This window comes from Plantibacter sp. 2H11-2, assembly GCF_050031945.1.
Classification (GTDB): Bacteria; Actinomycetota; Actinomycetes; order Actinomycetales; family Microbacteriaceae; genus Plantibacter; species Plantibacter auratus.
In genome coordinates this window covers 284,386-302,014 of sequence record NZ_JBNBBL010000005.1, presented here as the reverse complement: position 1 = coordinate 302,014, position 17,629 = coordinate 284,386, and the positions used below count along the sequence as shown (strand labels likewise).

The 17,629-nt window shown below is 71.4% G+C and carries 19 protein-coding genes; 7 read left to right on the top strand and 12 right to left on the bottom strand.

Going from position 1 to position 17,629, the window contains the following annotated elements; all coding sequences use genetic code 11:
- Positions 1-13: 13 nt before the first annotated feature.
- Complete coding sequence (gene modA, locus ACQG07_RS12540) at positions 14-829, bottom strand: molybdate ABC transporter substrate-binding protein (RefSeq protein ID WP_426738453.1); 816 nt, start codon at positions 827-829, stop codon at positions 14-16.
- Complete coding sequence (locus ACQG07_RS12535; protein ID WP_274499449.1) at positions 826-1,230, bottom strand: TOBE domain-containing protein; 405 nt, start codon at positions 1,228-1,230, stop codon at positions 826-828. Before ACQG07_RS12535 ends, modA begins: the two co-directional genes overlap by 4 nt.
- A 125-nt stretch (positions 1,231-1,355) precedes the next feature.
- On the opposite strand from ACQG07_RS12535, the gene ACQG07_RS12530 reads away from it, so the two are divergent.
- Positions 1,356-2,024 (top strand): SGNH/GDSL hydrolase family protein, encoded by a 669-nt coding sequence (locus ACQG07_RS12530; protein ID WP_426738452.1) that lies wholly within the window; start codon positions 1,356-1,358, stop codon positions 2,022-2,024.
- A 21-nt stretch (positions 2,025-2,045) separates the two neighbouring features.
- Here the strand turns inward: ACQG07_RS12530 and ACQG07_RS12525 are convergent, their stop codons facing one another.
- Together ACQG07_RS12525 and coaBC are read right to left on the bottom strand one after the other, a co-directional pair.
- On the bottom strand, positions 2,046-3,341 hold the full coding sequence (locus ACQG07_RS12525; RefSeq protein WP_426738451.1) for a M23 family metallopeptidase: 1,296 nt from the start codon (positions 3,339-3,341) through the stop codon (positions 2,046-2,048).
- Positions 3,342-3,360: 19 nt separating this feature from the next.
- Complete coding sequence (gene coaBC, locus ACQG07_RS12520) at positions 3,361-4,677, bottom strand: bifunctional phosphopantothenoylcysteine decarboxylase/phosphopantothenate--cysteine ligase CoaBC (RefSeq protein WP_426738450.1); 1,317 nt, start codon at positions 4,675-4,677, stop codon at positions 3,361-3,363.
- Positions 4,678-4,757: 80 nt separating this feature from the next.
- Between coaBC and ACQG07_RS12515 the strand changes: the two genes are divergently transcribed.
- The 3 genes from ACQG07_RS12515 to ACQG07_RS12505 all read left to right on the top strand — a co-directional run bounded on the left by ACQG07_RS12515 (position 4,758) and on the right by ACQG07_RS12505 (position 7,726).
- Positions 4,758-5,507 (top strand): NRDE family protein, encoded by a 750-nt coding sequence (locus ACQG07_RS12515; protein ID WP_426738449.1) that lies wholly within the window; start codon positions 4,758-4,760, stop codon positions 5,505-5,507.
- A 99-nt stretch (positions 5,508-5,606) separates the two neighbouring features.
- Positions 5,607-6,512 (top strand): LysR family transcriptional regulator, encoded by a 906-nt coding sequence (locus tag ACQG07_RS12510; protein ID WP_426738448.1) that lies wholly within the window; start codon positions 5,607-5,609, stop codon positions 6,510-6,512.
- Between the two features lie 224 nt (positions 6,513-6,736).
- Positions 6,737-7,726, top strand: coding sequence for an MBL fold metallo-hydrolase (locus ACQG07_RS12505; RefSeq protein ID WP_426738447.1), 990 nt, complete (start codon positions 6,737-6,739; stop codon positions 7,724-7,726).
- A 9-nt stretch (positions 7,727-7,735) separates the two neighbouring features.
- Here the strand turns inward: ACQG07_RS12505 and ACQG07_RS12500 are convergent, their stop codons facing one another.
- The 4 genes from ACQG07_RS12500 to ACQG07_RS12485 all read right to left on the bottom strand — a co-directional run bounded on the left by ACQG07_RS12500 (position 7,736) and on the right by ACQG07_RS12485 (position 9,941).
- The gene (locus ACQG07_RS12500) at positions 7,736-8,224 is read right to left on the bottom strand and encodes a hypothetical protein (protein ID WP_079705138.1); all 489 of its coding nucleotides are present in this window, start codon (positions 8,222-8,224) and stop codon (positions 7,736-7,738) included.
- A 124-nt stretch (positions 8,225-8,348) separates the two neighbouring features.
- Positions 8,349-8,864, bottom strand: a complete 516-nt coding sequence (locus ACQG07_RS12495; protein ID WP_079705137.1) for a DUF427 domain-containing protein — start codon at positions 8,862-8,864, stop codon at positions 8,349-8,351.
- 40 nt (positions 8,865-8,904) lie between these two features.
- Positions 8,905-9,333, bottom strand: a complete 429-nt coding sequence (locus tag ACQG07_RS12490) for a hypothetical protein (protein ID WP_426738446.1) — start codon at positions 9,331-9,333, stop codon at positions 8,905-8,907.
- Complete coding sequence (locus ACQG07_RS12485; protein ID WP_079705135.1) at positions 9,330-9,941, bottom strand: helix-turn-helix domain-containing protein; 612 nt, start codon at positions 9,939-9,941, stop codon at positions 9,330-9,332. Before ACQG07_RS12485 ends, ACQG07_RS12490 begins: the two co-directional genes overlap by 4 nt.
- A gap of 109 nt (positions 9,942-10,050) precedes the next feature.
- On the opposite strand from ACQG07_RS12485, the gene ACQG07_RS12480 reads away from it, so the two are divergent.
- Complete coding sequence (locus ACQG07_RS12480; protein ID WP_426738445.1) at positions 10,051-11,022, top strand: NAD(P)/FAD-dependent oxidoreductase; 972 nt, start codon at positions 10,051-10,053, stop codon at positions 11,020-11,022.
- Between the two features lie 91 nt (positions 11,023-11,113).
- Positions 11,114-11,488 carry an iron chaperone gene (locus ACQG07_RS12475; RefSeq protein WP_124768721.1) on the top strand — a complete coding sequence of 125 codons (375 nt, stop codon included), beginning with the start codon at positions 11,114-11,116 and terminating at the stop codon, positions 11,486-11,488.
- Between the two features lie 15 nt (positions 11,489-11,503).
- Here ACQG07_RS12475 and ACQG07_RS12470 read toward each other — a convergent pair whose 3' ends face one another.
- The 4 genes from ACQG07_RS12470 to ACQG07_RS12455 form a co-directional block, all read right to left on the bottom strand.
- The gene (locus tag ACQG07_RS12470) at positions 11,504-12,706 is read right to left on the bottom strand and encodes an SLC13 family permease (RefSeq protein WP_426738444.1); all 1,203 of its coding nucleotides are present in this window, start codon (positions 12,704-12,706) and stop codon (positions 11,504-11,506) included.
- 102 nt (positions 12,707-12,808) lie between these two features.
- Positions 12,809-13,186, bottom strand: coding sequence for a DUF1801 domain-containing protein (locus tag ACQG07_RS12465; RefSeq protein WP_426738443.1), 378 nt, complete (start codon positions 13,184-13,186; stop codon positions 12,809-12,811).
- A 4-nt stretch (positions 13,187-13,190) separates the two neighbouring features.
- Positions 13,191-14,483: a C40 family peptidase gene (locus tag ACQG07_RS12460; protein ID WP_426738442.1), complete on the bottom strand. Its 1,293-nt coding sequence runs from the start codon at positions 14,481-14,483 to the stop codon at positions 13,191-13,193.
- 273 nt (positions 14,484-14,756) lie between these two features.
- Entirely contained in the window at positions 14,757-15,242 is a 486-nt protein-coding gene (locus ACQG07_RS12455; protein ID WP_197977384.1) for a MarR family winged helix-turn-helix transcriptional regulator, read from the bottom strand.
- Between the two features lie 486 nt (positions 15,243-15,728).
- Here ACQG07_RS12455 and ACQG07_RS12450 point away from each other — a divergent pair, with 486 nt between their 5' ends.
- A complete protein-coding gene (locus ACQG07_RS12450) occupies positions 15,729-17,261 on the top strand; it encodes a sugar transferase (protein ID WP_192004585.1) in 1,533 nt (510 codons plus the stop codon).
- The last annotated feature ends 368 nt before the right edge of the window (positions 17,262-17,629 follow it).

The window sequence follows — 17,629 nt, the reverse complement described above, 5'->3', positions numbered from 1 at the left end:
TCCTCTCACGGGGTCACGGTGCGCCGAAGCCGGCTTTGGCGAGCACCCGCTGTCCCTCGGCGCTCACGACGTAGGCCGCGAAGGCCGCCGCGACGGCGGGGTTCGCGCTCCCTGCGAGCGGCGCGATCGGGTAGGTGTTGACGGCCTTCGACGACTCGGGGAAGGTGATACCCCGCACGGCGTCGCCGGCCGCGATGACGTCGGTCACGTAGACGAGCCCGGCGTCGGCCTCGCCCGAGGTCACCTTGCCGAGGACGTCGGTCACCGACGACTCCTCGCTGACCGGGCTCAGCGCGACACCCGAGGCGTCCTCGACGGCGACGGTGGCCGCTCCACAGGGGACCTGCGGCGCGCACACGACCGTCTTGACGCCCGGACGGGCGAGGTCGGCGAAGGTCTTCACGTCGGCGGGGTTCGACGGGGGCACGGCGATCTGCAGGACGTTGGTCGCGAAGTCGACCGGGTCGCCCTCGACGAGGTCGGCATCGGTCAGCTTCGCCATGTTCTTCTCGTCTGCGGACGCGAAGACGTCGCCGGGAGCACCGTTCGTGAGCTGCGTGACGAGGTCGGAGGAGCCGGCGAAGGTCAGCTCGACGGTCGTACCGGGGTGCGCCTCCTCGAAGTCCTCCGCGAGCGCGGTGAAGGTCGTTTTGAGCGAAGCCGCCGCGTAGACCGTGATGGAGCCGCTGAGCTCATCCGTCGTGGCCGAGGCGGTGGGTGTCGGCGTCGCGGCGGGGGCGGCGCACGCGGACGCTGCGAGCAGGACGCCGGTGCCGAGGGCCAGCGCGCTGAACAGTCGGAAGGATCGACGGGGTGCGGTGCGGTTCATGAGCTCGCCTTCGGGGTCTCGATGAGGACCGTCGTGGCCTTCACGACGGCGATGGCCGTGGAGCCGAGTTCGAGGCCGAGTTCACGCACGGCCTCACTGCTCATGAGCGACACCACGCGATGCGGGCCGCACTGCAGTTCCACCTGCGCCATCACCGTGTCCATCGTGATGTCGGTGACGATGCCGACGAAGCGGTTGCGTGCCGAGCGTCCGATCTCCGAGGGGTCGACGGGGAGGACGGCGTTCTCCCGGGCCAGCCGAGCGAGCGAGAGGCCGTCGACGACCGCTCGGCCCGCGTCGTCCTTCGCGCTGACGAGTGCGCCCTGGTCGATCCAGCGACGAACGGTGTCGTCACTGACCCCGAGGAACAGGGCGGCGTCTCGGATACGGATCTGCGGCATGGAGACAGGCTAGTGCACGCATTCGCGTTGATACGACGTAACCGTAACCGCATTCGCGTTCCGGGCCGTCGGCAGTCGACCGGCGCTTCGGCCCTCCGCGACGCCCACCGCTCCGAAGCATCCCTATGAGATCACGACTGCTCGCCGCCGTCACCCTGCTCGCCCTCGCCACCGGCCTCACCGCCTGCGCGTCCCCCGGCTCGGGGACCGGCGGCGCCCCGGGCGACGGACCGCTCGTCGCGTTCTACGGCGATTCGTACACCCTCGGCACCGGAGCGAGCGACCCGGCCAACCGCTGGTCCACCGTCGTCAGCGAGGAACGCGGCTGGCGGGAGTTCAACCCCAGCGTCAACGGCCTCGGGTTCGTGAACCACCGCGACCGCTTCGGCGACGGCAGCGGCGACCTGCCCTCCCTCATCATCGCCGAGCAGCCCGACATCGTCTTCGTCACGATGGGGCTCAACGACGCGTTCAGCTTCGACGACGCCGCCGAGCGGATCCACGAACAGATCACGACCGACCTGCAGCGCCTTCGTGACGCCCTCCCGGACGCCCGCTTCATCGTGGTCGAACCGTTCTGGTACACCGACGAGCGTCCGCAGTCGATCGAGACGATCATCGGCTGGGTGGACGACGCCGCGCAGGAGATCGACGCCGACACCATCCCCGGGGCGTCGCACTGGATCGAGGGGCACCCGGAGTGGATGGCCGCGGACGGCCTCCACCCGAACGACGAGGGGTACGCGGAGATGGCTCGGCGGATGGATGCCGAGCTCGAGCGACTCGGACTCTGACGCCCCGGTGTCCGACGCGACTCAGCCCAGGCGGATGCCCCGGTCCGCCATGAACGGGACGGCATCGACGCGCGAGCCGCCGATCCTGACCTCGAAGTGCACGTGGCATCCGGTCGAGGCACCCGTCGTCCCGACGAGCGAGATGTTCTGACCGGCGGACACCCGCTGACCCTCGCCGACGAGGATGCTGCTGTTGTGCGCGTACCCCGTCATGACGCCGCCACCGTGGTCGACGAGGACCCAGTTGCCGTAGGTGCCGAGCCAGCCGGCGTAGACGACCGTGCCGGCGTTCGCGGCGTAGACCGCTCGCCCGCAACCCGCTCCGATGTCGGTGCCCGAGTGGAACGGGTTGACGCCGGGCACGGGGCGACCGGGTCGCGGTCCGTAGTTGTCGGTGATCCGGCCGGAGATCGGCAGGGCCCACCCCTGGCTCCCGACGGCACCCGAGGCACCGCCGCCACCGCCGCCGCCGCCTCCGCCACCGCCCGCGTTCGCAGCGGCCTCGGCAGCCGCGCGTGCAGCCTCAGCCGCAGCCGCCGCGGCTGCAGCAGCGGCGGCCGCAGCCGCCTTCACTTCCTCGCCCTTGCGGTAGTCGGCCTCGGTGGCTGCGCGGTTCTCCTTGAGGACCACGAGCTGGGCCTCGAGCGTCGCGAGGTACTCCTGCTGCTCGGACACGGCGGTCTCGGCGTCGGCACGGGCTGCGACCGCATCTCCGAGCGCGGTCTCGGCTGCCGCGGCGAGCTCGCCGAGGGCGGCCTCGGCGATGGTCGCCTGCTCGGTGAGGAGCGACGCCGTGTTCGCATCGGTCCTCGCCCGGTCGTAGGTGCCGTCCGTGGACTCGCTGAGCTTCGTGATCGTGCTCAAGCGCCCGAGGAGCGACTCCGGCTCCTGGCCGTCGAGGAATGCGGCGGTACTGAGGTCGACGTTCCCCGACCGCAACCACGCGGCGACGAGCGCGCCGGCCTGGCGTTTGGAGGCCTCTGCCGCGGTCGTCGCGGCCACGGCCTGCTCGCGGAGCGAGACGGCACGGTAGCTCGCCTCGTCGACGGCCAGCTGAGCGGCCTCGTACTCGTCGGCACGGAGGACGGCCTCAGCTTCGGCGAGCGCCGCAGCGGTCTTCAGCTGCTGGACGAGCCCTTCGATCTGACCGATGGTCGACTGCTTCGAGGACTCGCTCGAGCGGGCCGCCTCGACGTCCTCCCAGCTGGGGTACTCCGCAGCGGCGGCCGGCTGCGCGAGACCCATCGAGAGGACGATGACTCCGGCGAGGGCCGCGGCGATGGAGGCGCGACGGCGCGCGGGACGGAGGCGTGGCATGCTGCCATGGTGGCAGTGGTCAGCCCCGTTCGGGGGGAGGCTCGCCCGCCTGGGAACGAACCGGCTCCGCCCGGTGGGCGAGCACGAGGTCGAGCAGCCGGTCGGCGATGCTGCGCTTCGAGCCGGTCGCCTCGCCGACCACCTCGCCGGCGCCGTCGATCACGACGACCTCGTTGTCGGGCGTGCCGAAGCCGTTCGTCCACCCCACGCGATTGAGCACGAGGAGGTCGGCGCCCTTGCGTGCCGCCTTGGCGCGGCCGAGGGCCAGCAGCTCCTCACGGTCGGCGGCGGTCTCCGCAGCGAACCCGACGACCATCCGTCCCGGCACCCGGGCCGCGGAGAGTCCGGCGAGCACGTCGGGGTTGCGGACGAGTCGCAGGGTGAGCTCGTCGCCGGTGTCGTCCTTCTTGATCTTCCGTTCGGCGATCTCGGCGGCACGGTAGTCGGCCACGGCTGCCGCCATGACCACGAGCGTCGCGTCGGCCGCCGCGTCTTCCATGGCCGCTGCGAGTTCCGCTGCGGTGCCGACCGGGACGACCCGCACACCGTCGACCGCTGCCGCTTCGGCCGCGACGTCGGCGTCCAGGTGCGCCGCGACGAGCACCACCTCGGCCCCTCGCTCGGCGGCGGCCTGCGCGATGGCGAGCCCCTGCCGACCGCTCGACCGGTTCCCGAGGAACCGCACCGGGTCGAGCGGCTCACGGGTGCCGCCGGCCGAAACGACGATGCGCTCGGCCCGCAGGTCGTCCGGGTGCGCGTCCGCTCCACCGGCGCGTCCGGCGAGCAGCGCCAAGCCGGCGGCCACGATGTCGTCGGGTTCGCTCATGCGTCCCGGCCCCGTGTCGCCGCCGGTCAGCGCGCCGTTCGCCGGCCCGATGACGGCCACCCCGCGCGATCGCAGGAGGGCGACGTTCGCGGTCGTCGCCGGGTGCTGCCACATCTCGGTGTGCATCGCCGGCGCCAGCAGGACCGGCGCCCGGCTGGCCAGGATGGTGGTGCCGAGGAGGTCGTCGGAGAGTCCCGCCGCGAGTTTCGCGAGGGTGTTGGCCGTCGTCGGCGCCACGACGATGAGTTCCGCGCGCTGCCCGAGGGCGACGTGCCGGACTTCGGCGACGCCGTCGTACAGCGAGGTCGTGACGGGGTTCCGGCTGATCGCCTCGAGTGTCGGCAGGCCGACGAACCGGAGGGCGCTCTCGGTCGGCACGACGTGGACGTCGAAGCCCGCGAGGACGAACCCGCGGACGACGCCGACCGCCTTGTAGGCGGCGATCCCGCCCGTGATCCCGACGACGACCGTGCGCCCTGCCGCCTCCCGCGATGCGTCCTGCACGCCCATGCTGCCTCCTCGCTTCCGGCGCTCCCGCGCCGGGTCCTCGTCTAGTCTGTCCTAGTCCGGCCGGCCGAGGAGGAACCAGCGTGTGCACCGTGATCATCGACTTCGAGCCGGGGCGCGCGTGGCCGATCGCCGTGCTCGGGCTGCGAGACGAACAGCCGGGGCGTGCCTGGGACCCACCAGGCGCGTGGTGGCCCGGACTCGGTGACAGCGTCCGCGGCATCCACGACCGCGAAGCGGGCGGCGCGTGGCTGGCGACGAACGACGACGCCCCGGGCGGCCCCCGGGCGGCGGTGGTCCTCAACCGACGCGAGGACCTCGACATGCCCGCCGACGGGTGGACCTCACGGGGCGTGCTGCCGCTGGAAGCCGTCACGACCGGCGTCGACCCGGACGACGCCCGCAGCGCCAGGTCCTGGAACCTCGTGGAGCTGCGTCCTGACCGCGTCACCGTCACGAGCTGGGACGGCACCTCGCTCCGGTCCATCGACGTCGAACCCGGTCTCCACCTCGTGACGCACGAGGGCCCCGACCACCTCGACGTCCCACGGGTCCACCGGTGGCGGCCGGCCTTCCTCGACGTCCCGTCGCCCATCGGGCCGTTGGACGGTGCGACGGCCGCGTCCTGGGAGCCGTGGTTGCGCACGTTGCGCTCCACGACGACCGTCCCCGCCGATGCAGACGAGGCGATCGTCCGCATCGACGACCACGACGGCCTGCGTCTCGCCTCGCTCTCGGTGACGGCGCTCTCGCTCGGCCCCGACGGTGCGGTGCTCCGGAACGCCCGACTCGCCGAGCCCGGCCATCTGCCGGAAGAGCTCGTCTGGGAGTGACCAGGACGGCGACGGTCGGCACCCGCCGGGAGCCACGGGACCCGGATCGGACTGCCACCCGTGTGGAGGGCGCACTGGCGCGCTCGATACTGTTGCAGCATGGCCCTGAACCCCGTGCGACTGCGACTGCTCGAGGCGTTCGACCGCCTCGGTACGATCCGCGCCGTCGGCCGTGAGCTCGACCTCAGCCCCTCGACCGTCTCGCAGCAGCTCTCCGTGCTCGAGGCCGAGACCGGCGCCGCGCTCCTGGAACGACGCGGCCGGACGCTCACCCTGACGCCGACGGGTGCGCTGCTCGTCGAGCGCGCTCGGGCCCTGCTCGCGCAGATGGACGCCATCGAGGTCGAACTGGCCGAGGTCGAGTCCGAGCCGTCCGGTCGGTTCCGCGTCGCCGGGTTCGCGAGCGTCATCGCCCCGATCCTCATCCCCGCCGCGCGCTCCCTCGCGCGGCAGTACCCGCGCCTCGAGGTCGAACTCATCGAGGTCGAGCCGCACGAGAGCACCACCGCCGTCCAGCGGGGCAGCTGCGACGTCGTGATCACCGTCGATCAGGAGGACGGGTTCCTCCTCGACCCCTCAGTGCACAGCGTGCCGCTCACCACCGACCCGCTCCTGCTCATCGCGCCGCTCGACCACCGACTGGCCGCGCAGGATCAGGTCACCTTCAGTGAGCTGCAGACGGAGTCGTGGGCCCTCGACGCACCGGGCACCTACCTCGGCGAACTCGTCCCGCTGATCTGTCGTCGCGCGGGGTTCGAGCCGAGGGTGGCCGGACGGTTCACGAGTTACGAGGTCGTCATCGACCACGTGGCCGCCGGCCTGTCGATCGCCGTCCTCCCGGACATCGCGATCGGCTCGCGGACGGACGTCGTGCGGAAGCCCATCGCCGGGATGAGCGAGCGGAAGATCGTCGCGACGGCGCGGAAGGGCTCACTGCAGCGTTCGGCCGTCGCGGCAGCGCTCGCGGCGGTACAGCGTGCCACGGACGAGGCCGTCGCCCGCTGAGCCGCGGCGGAACCAGCCGAGACTCCCTTCGGGGAGGATCAGCCGTGGTAGCCGGACTTGGCCATGGCGACGAGCGCCCCGACCAGGCCGATGCCGCCGAAGACGGTGATGAAGGCGATCACGCCGATGAGGATGTCGTTGACGGTCATGCACCCATCGTACTGAACCCGACGGGCCCCACGACTAGGGTTGGTCCGTCCCCCGACACCACCCGGAGCAGCACCATGATCACCTCATCGAGCGAATCCCAGGCTGCCGCCTTCCGCGACGGCCGGATCCCTGCGACGGAGCACCTCGACGCCGACACGGTCGTCATCGCCGTCCCGACCGGCGACCCCGACAATCCCTTCACCCTCTGCTCGGTGCTCTTCGGCACCGACGGTCGCGCGATCGTCGTCGACCCCGGAACCGACACCCCCGAGGGCCGCGAACACCTGCTGCGGGAGCTCCGCGGCATCGGCGTGACGACGCTCACGGGCGTCGTCGTGACCCACCTGCACCCCGACCACCTCGGCCTCGCCGGCGCCCTCCGCGACGAGCTCGCCGCACCCGTCCTCATGCACCGTCTCGAAGACGAGGCGGCGGGCTCGACGCCGCCGGGCCCGGCCGACCTCGCTCTGGCATTGGACGAGTGGGGCGTCCCGGCCGACGACACGACCGTGCGCCCCTGGGCCACGGGTGCGACGGCACCCGCCGGGCACCTCGGCGACACCCGTGCGGACCGGACGCTCGAGGACGGCGAGCTGCTGACGCTCCCCGGTCGCTCGATCAGGGTCCTGCACACCCCCGGCCACACGACGGGTCACCTCACCCTGCGCGATGAGGACCGCGGCTACCTGTTCACCGGTGACCACGTGCTGCCGACGATCTTCTCGGGGCTCGGGCTCGGGGCGCGCACCTCGGAGAACCCGGTGACGGCCTACCTGTCGTCGCTCGACCGCGTCCGCGGCTATGACGGCGATCAGGTGGTCCCCGGACACGGCTTCCGGTTCACGGGACTCGCGGACCGCTGCGACGAGCTGGCCGCGCACCACCTGCGGCGAGCGGACGAGGTGCGCGCCGTCCTCGCGGACGACCCCGATGCGAGCGTGTGGACCGTCGCCTCCCGCATCGGCTGGTCGGCCGGGTGGGACGCACTGACCGGTCTCCTCCGCGTCTCGGCGCTCACACAGACCGACTGGCACCGGGCACGCCTTCAGCAGCTCGCCGGCTGACCGTCCGCGCTACCGGCTGAGGCCGGCCCACCCGGATCGACGACGCGCCAGTGCCCGTTCGAAGGCGTAGAGCCCACCGCCGGCCGCCACCCCGGCGGCGAGCACCGCGAACACGACGACCCCGATCGTCGAGGCGAGTCCGATGGGTGCGGCGATGAGGCCGCCGACGATCAGGACGAGGAAGGCCGCACCACCACCGGCGATCCAGGCCCGGTGGACCGGGCCCCGCTCGCCCCAGTGGTCGAGGATGCCGAGCGCCAGCAGCGCACCGACCGCCCCGACGGCGGCGAGCATCCCTCCGACGAGTCCACCGACGAGGACGGCGATCCCGCCGAGATCGGCCGGATGCACCGAGACGGTCCCGACCGTCCCGAAGAGCTCTGCACCGGCCGCGAGGGCCGCTCCGGCGACCGCTCCGACGCTGACGGCGAGGCCGAACAGCGGGACGACACGGAGGAGGGACCAACCCGGGTCCGCTGCTTCATCGAACACGTCCATGGCTTCGACCGCCTCCTGCGCGCCTCGTCGTCGACGGCGCTTGGCGCTCAGCGTGGCATGTCGGTGCGTGGTGCCCCAGGGCGTTGCGCGCGGAGGAGGAGCGGGTGTAAGGCTCCGGCGTCTGCTACCAGCCGCGCGTGCCCGGGGCGCCCTTGAACGGCCCGACGATGCCCGGCGTGATCCATCCGCCGTAGAAGTCGCCCTCCTGCGCCTGCACCGGCACTCCGTCGACCTCGCAGGCGTCCATGCGTCCCGGATAGACGGCGATCATGCCGAACAGCGGCGCGTATCCCGGACGCGGATCGGGGTAGGTCCACGCGGCGGCACCGGCGACCGCGTCGCCCACCCGCACGTCGAGGTAGTGGGCCTCGCCCTTGAACTCGCACATGGTCGTCCCGTCGACCGGCACCAGGACCCCCGGCGAGAAGTCCGCCGCCGGGACGTAGTACACCGGCGGGTGGCTCGTCTCCAGGACCCGGACCGCGGCCGTCGACTCCGCGATGACCGTGCCGCCGAACCGGATCACGACGCGCTCGTCGCGCGGCTCGACCCGCGGCGGACGCGGGTACTCCCACACGGACTCCTCACCGGGTCCGGGCTGGACGGGCAGGGGGCGGCGGAATCGCGAGGAGTCGGGCATCTCCCCATGCTGCCCGGTCCACCTGAGCGACGACCGCGAATCAGGCGCGCCGGCCCACGGTCCGTAGCGCGAGCCAGAGCAACCAGGCACCCGCCGCCGCATACCCGATCAGTAGCAGCACGACGGCCGTCGACCTGAGGTCGTAGACGACGGGGATCACCGGCGAGCCACCGACGCCGGCGTCCGTCGACTTCCCGTTCGCGGTCAGGAGGGCCAGGACGAGCAGCACCGCGGCACTCGCGAGGATCGGTCCGCCGGTGGCCCAGACCTTCTGCTTGGTCGTCCAGGCGCGCGACCGCCACAGCATGACCATGCCGGCCACCCAGCCGACGAACGGCACGACGAGCCCTCCGAGCATCACGAACAGGGCTGCCGTGATCGCGAACCCGCGGCGTTCGAGGACCTGCTCCGCGAACGGCCGGCCGTCCTCGGGTGGGCGGGCACCCTCCTCGTCATCGTGTCCGATCATGCGCTCCTCCTCGTCGACGTCGCGCGGACGTGCATCCGTTCACCCTGCTTGCCGAACAGGCTGAGGAACTCCACCGCTGCGGCCTCGGCCCGGCCGAACCAGTGCGGGACGCGGGTGTCGAACTCGGCGACCTCTCCCGCGGTGAGCACGATGTCCTGGTCGCCGAGGAGGAGCCGCAACCGACCGTTGAGGACGTAGAGCCACTCGTAGCCCTCGTGGACCTTCTGCGTCTCAGGCGTCTGCGGGCCGTCGCCGCCGTGGATGATGCTCTTGAACGCGTGGAGGCCGCCCGATCGACGCGTCAGCGGCACGATCGTCTGGCCGTACCGCTGGACGGGCTTCAGGTGGACGCGGGGATCACCCGTCTGCGGAGCACCGACGAGGTCGTCCAGGGGCACCTGGTGCGCCTTGGCGAGTGGCAGGAGCAGCTCGAGGTTCGGTCGGCGCTGGCCGGACTCGAGCCGGGAGAGCGTGGAGACCGAGATGCCCGTCTCAGCCGACAGGGCGGCGAGGGTGGTGCCGCGATGCTGCCGGATGGCTCGCAGCCTCGGCCCGACGGCATCCAGGACGCCGTCGATGGACCGTTGCTCGTCGTGTGCATGCGCCATGGGTCGATTCTCGCTCCCACGTTGCCGCTTCGGCAAGTCTCCTTGCCACTTCGGCACCGGTCGGCGCACCCTGGACACCTCCCAGCACGTCGACCGAACGGAACGATCCATGAGCACCCCCGTCACCCCAGCAACCAGCACCGACCTCGTCGACGCCGTCATCGTCGGCGGTGGCGCCGCCGGGCTCAGCGCAGCCATCATGCTCGGACGATCACGACGGTCCGTGATCGTCGTCGACGGCGGCGAGCCGCGGAACGCACCCGCCGACGGCGTCCACGGTTTCCTGACCCGAGAGGGCACCCCGCCTCGCGAGCTCCTGCGCCTCGGCCGAGCGGAGGTGGCGTCCTACGGCGTCCGCGTCGTCGACGGTCAGGTCGTCGATGCCAGGCGCGACGATGACGCGTTCACCCTGACGACGGCGGACGGCACGATCGTCCGAGGCCGCCGCCTCCTCATCGCCACCGGCACCGCCGACGAACTCCCGCCCATCCCCGGCCTCTGGGAGCGGTTCGGCCGCGACGCCCTCCACTGCCCCTACTGCCACGGCTGGGAGGTCCAGGACCGCGTGATCGGTGTCCTCGGGACGAACGCGGAGGCCGCAGCCCACCAGGCGCAGCTGTTCCGGCAGCTGAGCGACCGGGTCGTCGTGCTCCGCAACACCGCGGGTGCCTTCACGGCGGAGCAGGAGGCGGCGTTCGCGGCGCGGGGCATCGAGGTGGTCGACGGCGTCGTGGAGCGGCTCGAGATCGCCGACGACCGGCTCGTCGGCGTGCGATTGGACGACGGCCGCACCGTCCCCGTCGAGGCGCTGGCCGTCGCCCCGGTCAACCGAGTGCGCGCCGAGGCGTTCACCGGTCTCGGGCTCCACACGCGACCGCACCCGCGTGGGGCCGAGTTCGGCGACGCGATCGGCGTCGACGAACTGGGCGCCACCTCGGTGCCGGGTGTCTGGGCGGCCGGAGACGTCACCAACCTGCGTACCCAGGTCCTGCAGGCGGCGGCCGCCGGATCGATGGCAGGTGCGATCATGAACGCCGACCTCGTCCAGGAGGACGTGCGCCGCGCCCTCGCGAAGCGGTAGAACCACCACTGTCGCGCGAGACGCGGACATGGGACGATGACGGCACGGGGGCAGGGGCTCCCGTGCCGTCTCCGTTCCGACGAGGAGAGACATGCCGGGTGCACCCACCACGATCGACGACTACCTCGCCGCGCAACCCACCGACGCCGCGGACGCCATCGAGGAGATCCGACTCCGCGTCCACCGCATCGTGCCTGGAGTCACCGAGGCCATCCGCTACGGCATGCCGACGTTCATGCTCGACGACCGCTACCTGCTCTACCTCGGCGCCTGGAAACACCACATCGCCCTGTACTCGATCCCCCCGTTCGACGGCCCCCTCCAGAACGCCGTCGCCGACTACCGGGCCGCGAAGGACACGCTGCAGTTCCCGTTCAGCCGGCCGATCCCCTTCGAGCTCATCGATCGGATCGTCACGGAGCTGTTGGAGCGGCGTCGGGCGGCCGACGCACGCCACGAGCACTGAGGGCGGCGTGGGAAGTCACGGGAGCATCGCGCCGGCACCGTGGGCCAGCCAGAGCCCGACGGTGGCGAGGGCGACCGTCAGCGGGGCGACCACGAAGCCGAGCGCGATGAACCGGCCCCAACCGAACTCGACGTCCGCCGCGGTGAGCCGCGCGTGCCAGAGCAGCGTCGCGAGCGCCGCCCACGGGGTGATGAGCGCGCCCGCGTTCACGCCGATGAGCAGTGCCGCGAAGCGCACGGGGTCGCCGGCCACCGGCTCGAGGGCCAGGTACGCCGGGAGGTTGTCGACGAGGTTGGCGCTCGCCATGCCGACCCCCGCCAGCTGCAGGAGCGCCAGGAGCGAGTCGCCGGTCCCCGCGATGGACGCGAGCGCCCGCGCGAGCCCGAGGGCGTGAGCCGCCTCCACCACGAGGAACAGTCCTGAGGCGAGCAGGACGAGCTGCCACGGAACGAGGGCCGGACGGAGCGCCCCGGGACGCCGGATGAGGAAGACGACCACGAGGATCACCGCCGCACCGAGCGCCGACATCCACACCGGGATGCCGGACACCAGCAGCGGCAGGAGCACGAGCACGACGAGCCCGGACGTCCACAGCAGCACCCGGTCGTCGTCCTGCGCCTCCACGTCCACCGTGTAGGCACCGGCGAGCTGACGGCGGTACACGATCGCGAGGACCACGCACGGGACCACGACCGCGATGATCGCGGGGACGACCATGAGCGCTGCGAATCCGCCAGGGCCGAGCGGACCGCCACCCGAGGCCGTGGCGGCCTCGTCGATCGCGTGCTCCGCGAGGAGGTTGGTGAGGTTCGACACCGGCAGCAGCAGCGACGCCGTGCATGCCAGCCAGACGGTGGTCAGGGCGAACGGCACCGGCGACAGCCCGGCGTGCCTCGCGAGCGTGATGACGACCGGCGTCAGGAGGACGGCTGTGGTGTCGAGCGAGAGGAAGACGGTGCTGAGCGTGGCCAGCGCGACGACGAGCACCCACAGCAACCAGGTGCTCCCCCGGCCCCAGCGCACGAGCCGCGAGGCGACGAGGGTGAACAGGCCGGCGTCCGCAGCGAGTTCGGCGACGACGGTGATCGCGACGACGAACAGGAGGATCGGCCAGACACGGTCGGCGATGCCGAGGGCCTCCGGGGCGGGGAGGACACCGGTGAGGATCGCGATCGTCCCGATGACGAGCAGCACGACGCCGAGCACGGCACTGCGCACGAGGCCTCCTTCACCACCGGTCCGTCGGTGCGCTGTCGCCCGCTCGGCAGTCGATCATACGACGGCTCGTCGACCGCGTGCTCCCGCGCTCGTCGACGGGTGTCAGGCCCGCACCCAGCGCCCGATGAGTTCGAGCAGGGCGGGCTCCGCGTCGGCCGCCGCATCGATGGTCGAGAAGGTGACGACACCGCGGTCCGGTGCCGCCCACACCACGAGACCGGAGGGGTCGTCGAACCGGAAGGCGTCGCTGTCGTCCCGCTGATGCGCGCCCCGGTGCAGGATGATCCGGATGCGGTTCGCCGGGTGCAGGGCGAAGGTGACGCGGTCCTCGCCGTCGTAGACGAAGCTCGGCGCCTTCCACTTGAGGTGCTCCGAGATGCCCTCGTCCGAGGCCATGATCGCCTCGCGCAGCCGAACGACGGCCGGCTTCAGCTGGTGCGTCAGGGAGGCGAGGTAGGCGTCGACCTCGGCGGAGCTCATGGGGTCAACCCGTCGGGCGACCGACGTAGGGTGCGACGTCGCCGGATCCCCAGATACCGCCGACCCGGGTGCCGGCCCGCTCGTTGGCCGCTTCGACGATCTGGCCGTTCCCGAGGTAGATGGCGACGTGGTAGTAGTCGTAGCCGCTCGACCAGAAGATGAGGTCGCCACGCTGCTTCTGGCTGTAGGGCACGAGGCGTCCCTGCGACTGCATCGTGTAGTACTGGTTCGTCGCGGAGTGCGTCCCGATGCCGCTGCCGTAGGCCGCGCGGGTGAGGCCCGAGCAGTCCCAGACGTTCGGACCGGAACCGCCGAGCTGGTAGCCCTTGCCGACCTGGGCGAGCGCGAAGGCGATCGCCGACTCGACGCCGGCGGAGTCCGGAGGTGCGACCGCGCCGCCGCCACCACCGCTGGACGCGCCGCCGCCACCGCTCGATCCACCGCCGCCGGACGAACCGCCGGACGAAGCAGGAGGGGTGTTGGCCGCGGCAGCAGCAGCCGCTGCTGCCGCCGCTTCCGCCGCCTGGCGAGCGGACTCACCGGCCGCGTACCCGCGCTCGGTCTCGGCGGTGGTGTTCTTCAGGGAGGCGAGCTGCGCGTAGAGCTGGTCGGCCTGCTGCTCCTGGGCCGCAACCGCTGCGGATGCCGCCGCCGAGGCGCTCTCCGCCTCGTCGTACTTCGTCTGTGCTTCGCCCTCGAGGCGTTCGCGTTCCGTCTTCGCCACCTCCGCCTGGTCGGTCAGGCCGCTCGCCGCGTTGCGGTCGGTCACTGCCGCGGCGTAGCTCGCGGCGTTCCGTTCGCCCAGCTTGTCCATGACGGACAGCCGGGACAGCAGGTCGTCGGACTTCCCCGCGCCGAGGACGAGGTCGAGCGAGACGTCGCCACCGCCGCCACGCGACAGCTGTGCGATGAGCGCACCGGCGCGCTGCTTCGAGACCTTGGCGGCGGCCGCAGCGGCCTCGGCCTGCTCGCGCAGCGCCGACTCGCGGGCGGTCGCCTCGGTCACGGCGTCCTGCGCCTGACGATAGGCCTCGGCGGCGATCTGCGCCGTGCGGAACGCGGCGTCGGACTGCTCCTGCAGCGAGGTGATGAGTGCAGTGATGTTCGTGATCTCGGCGGCCTTCGCGGACTCGCTCGACTTGGCCGCTTCGACATCGGCCCAGCTCGGATAGTCGTCCGCGTGGGCGGGCAGGGCACCGACGGTGAGTGACGCCGTGACGACGCCGACGGAGAGGGCCATCGCCAGCCAGGGACGGCGGCGGCCGTACTGCGCACCGGGCGTTCGTGCGGGGGTCATCATTCTCCAGTCCGACGACACGATCACGGCGACCTCGGCGGGTCGCGGCCGTCATCCTGTCACAACAGTCACAATAGAAACTTTGATCACACTAGCCACTCTCGTCCCGGAGCACCAGCTCGAATCCCCCCGGACGGGGCACGGGCGTGCCTGGGTGTGCCCCTGAACGGACACCCGACGTGCAGCCCCGACCGGACGTCCTCGCATCTTGAAGGTTCCCCGTGGGCGCTTCGACAGGCTCAGCGACCGGGAAACGTCGGCCCAGCGGGCAGGTCAGGCGGGTTCGACGTCCTCGGGCGACCACCGGGCGGACTCGCCCGAACGGATGATCGCGAGCAGCTGCGACCGCAGCGCCGATTCATCGGGCAGCTCCGGGAAGACGTCGGCCTCGAGCCGGTGTGCCGCCAGCCAGGCCTCGTCACCCGCTGGTGTCCGGCTCACCACGTGACGACGACGGTCGTCGGCCGCCGCGATCCGCTCGATGTGGCCGGCCCGCTCGAGTCGGTCGAGCGTGCGTGACATCGTCTGGTTCTGCACGCGGGCTCGTCGGGCGAGCTCCTTCTGACTGGCGGGGCCGCTGTCGAGCAGGTGCAGCACGATGAGACCGGCGTGGGTCACCCCGATGCCGTCCAGGGCCTGTTGCCAGGTGTGCTCGATCAGTCGTGACGCCGTGGACAGGAGGCGCCCGGTGGGCCAGTCGGCCATGGGATCGCGGGCGGCGTCGGCGATCACGCCATCGGTCGCGCGCGCTCCATCCATGGCACCAATGTAGTCGCTGAGCCTACGGCCGAGCCGCCACCCACGACCGGCGTGACGTCGGCAGTGGGTGCTGTCCCCCACCGGGCGGCGACGAGAGCGACCGACGAGGTCCGTCGTCATCTCGGCCGATGACGACGGAATCGCGCGTCGAAGGACCCCCACACCCCCAGCATTGGGGGCGGCGACCCCCCTGGAGTGGGGGATCCGCCGATGACCCCCGCTTCCTACAGTTGAGGGATATCCAAGGGGGACGCTCATCTCGACCGGTTTCACCGGTCGGTCGTGGGCACACGAGCGACGTCGCGTTCTCCGCGGGCGGCCCGAACCGCCCTTGCGCATCGCGCACCCGAACCGCACCCGAACCCCACAAGTGGATAGCAACCCAATGACGACGTACCCGAACCGCCGTCGGTCCTCCCGACAGATCCGTCCGCGCACCCGAAGCGCGGCGTTCGCCCAGTTCCGCTCCGAGGGGTCGACCCGAGCATGAGCGCCGACGTGAACGACAACGCCTTCCCGATCACGGGACCCATCGCGCTCGTCCGACGCCGAGCTGCTGCGCTCGGCGCGGAGTCCTCCACCGTCGCGGTCAAGTCCATGACCCAGCGCGAGTGGTCGAAGCGCTACCGTCGCTGGCTCATCCTCACCGACAGCGTCATCGCACTCTTCGCCGTCTCGGCCGCCTTCGTCGTGCGGTTCGGCGACGACCCGGTCGGCCCCGAGGCCCAGCAGCTCTACATCCTGCTGTCTGGCGTCATCGTGCTCGTGTGGCTCGCCTTCCTCGGCTTCACCAGGACCCGGGACAGCCGCATCATCGGTTCCGGTGTCGCCGAGTACAAGCGCGTCGTCAACGCCAGCGCGTTCGCCTTCGGCATCCTCGCCATCGTCTTCCTGATCCTGAAGATCGACATCGCCCGGGGCTACTTCATCCTCGCGCTCCCCGCGGGGACACTCGCGCTCCTCGCTTCCCGCTGGATGTGGCGCAGATGGCTGCTCAGCCGTCGTCGCGTCGGTGAGTACACCGCACGGACGGTCGTCGTCGGCCGGCGTGACGACGTCGCGTACGTCCTCGAACAGGTCGCCAAGCAGCACAGCATGAGCTACACCGTCGTCGGTGCGGCCGTGGTCGACCAGGAGACGGCCGAGCCGTTCTCGAGCCGGGGAACCTCGGTGCCGGTCATCGCGCACATCGACGGCGTCGCCCAGGCCGCCGCGAACCTCACCGCCGACGCGGTCATCATCGCCGGCCCCGTCGACGGCGGCAGCGACTACGTCCGCCGACTCGGGTGGGACCTCGAGGGAACGGCGACCGAGCTCGTGCTCGCGGCCCGACTCACCGACGTGGCCGGGCCCCGCATCCACTTCCGCCCGGTGGAGGAGCTGCCGCTCATCCACGTGGAGATCCCGCAGTTCGAGGGTGGTCACCACATCATGAAGCGCGCACTCGACATCGGGCTCACGAGCCTCGGGATCCTCCTCATCTCGCCGGTGCTGGCACTCGTCGCCCTCGCCGTCAGGCTCGACAGCCCGGGCCCGGTCCTCTTCCGGCAGGAACGCGTCGGCAGGAACGGTGAGCGCTTCACGATGTTCAAGTTCCGGTCCATGGTCACCGACGCCGAAGCCGCCCTCCCCGCCCTCATGGCGCAGAGCGAGGGCAACGGCGTGCTCTTCAAGATGAAGAACGACCCGCGCATCACGCGCGTCGGTCGCATCCTGCGCAAGTACTCCCTCGACGAGTTGCCTCAGCTGTGGAACATCCTCACCGGCGACATGAGTCTCGTCGGGCCCCGGCCGCCGCTGGCGAGCGAGGTCGCCGAGTACGAGAAGGACGTCCACCGGCGTCTGCACATCAAGCCAGGCCTCACCGGCATGTGGCAGGTCTCCGGACGTTCCGACCTGACGTGGGAGGAGAGCGTGCGCCTGGACCTCTACTACGTCGAGAACTGGTCCATCACGGGCGACCTGATGATCATGTGGCAGACCGTCAAGGTCGTGCTCAAACCGGTCGGCGCGTACTGATGTCAGGACTTCTGTCGGTGATGCCCCCAAAGCGAGGGGTGTCCTGCGAAAAGAGGACAAATCCCCTTCCAGAGGGGGCAACACTTCGATACAGTCGTCACCATCACCGCCCGCAGTCACACGGCGAGTCACCCGAAAACGGCTCGATCGCACAGCTGCTCACTGGCGAGACCCGCACACCCGAACCCTCCCGCGACGCACCGCAGCGACGACTTACCCGAGCCGTCGGCGCATCACGTCCGGCACCGTGCGCGCCTCGCCACGATTCCCGCACTCCGGCACCCGTCCGGTCGCGGAACACCCGAACCCGGGCGCGCCTTCGTCGCCCGACCGCTCACGACCGCCCACCCGAATCAGCGATCGTCTGC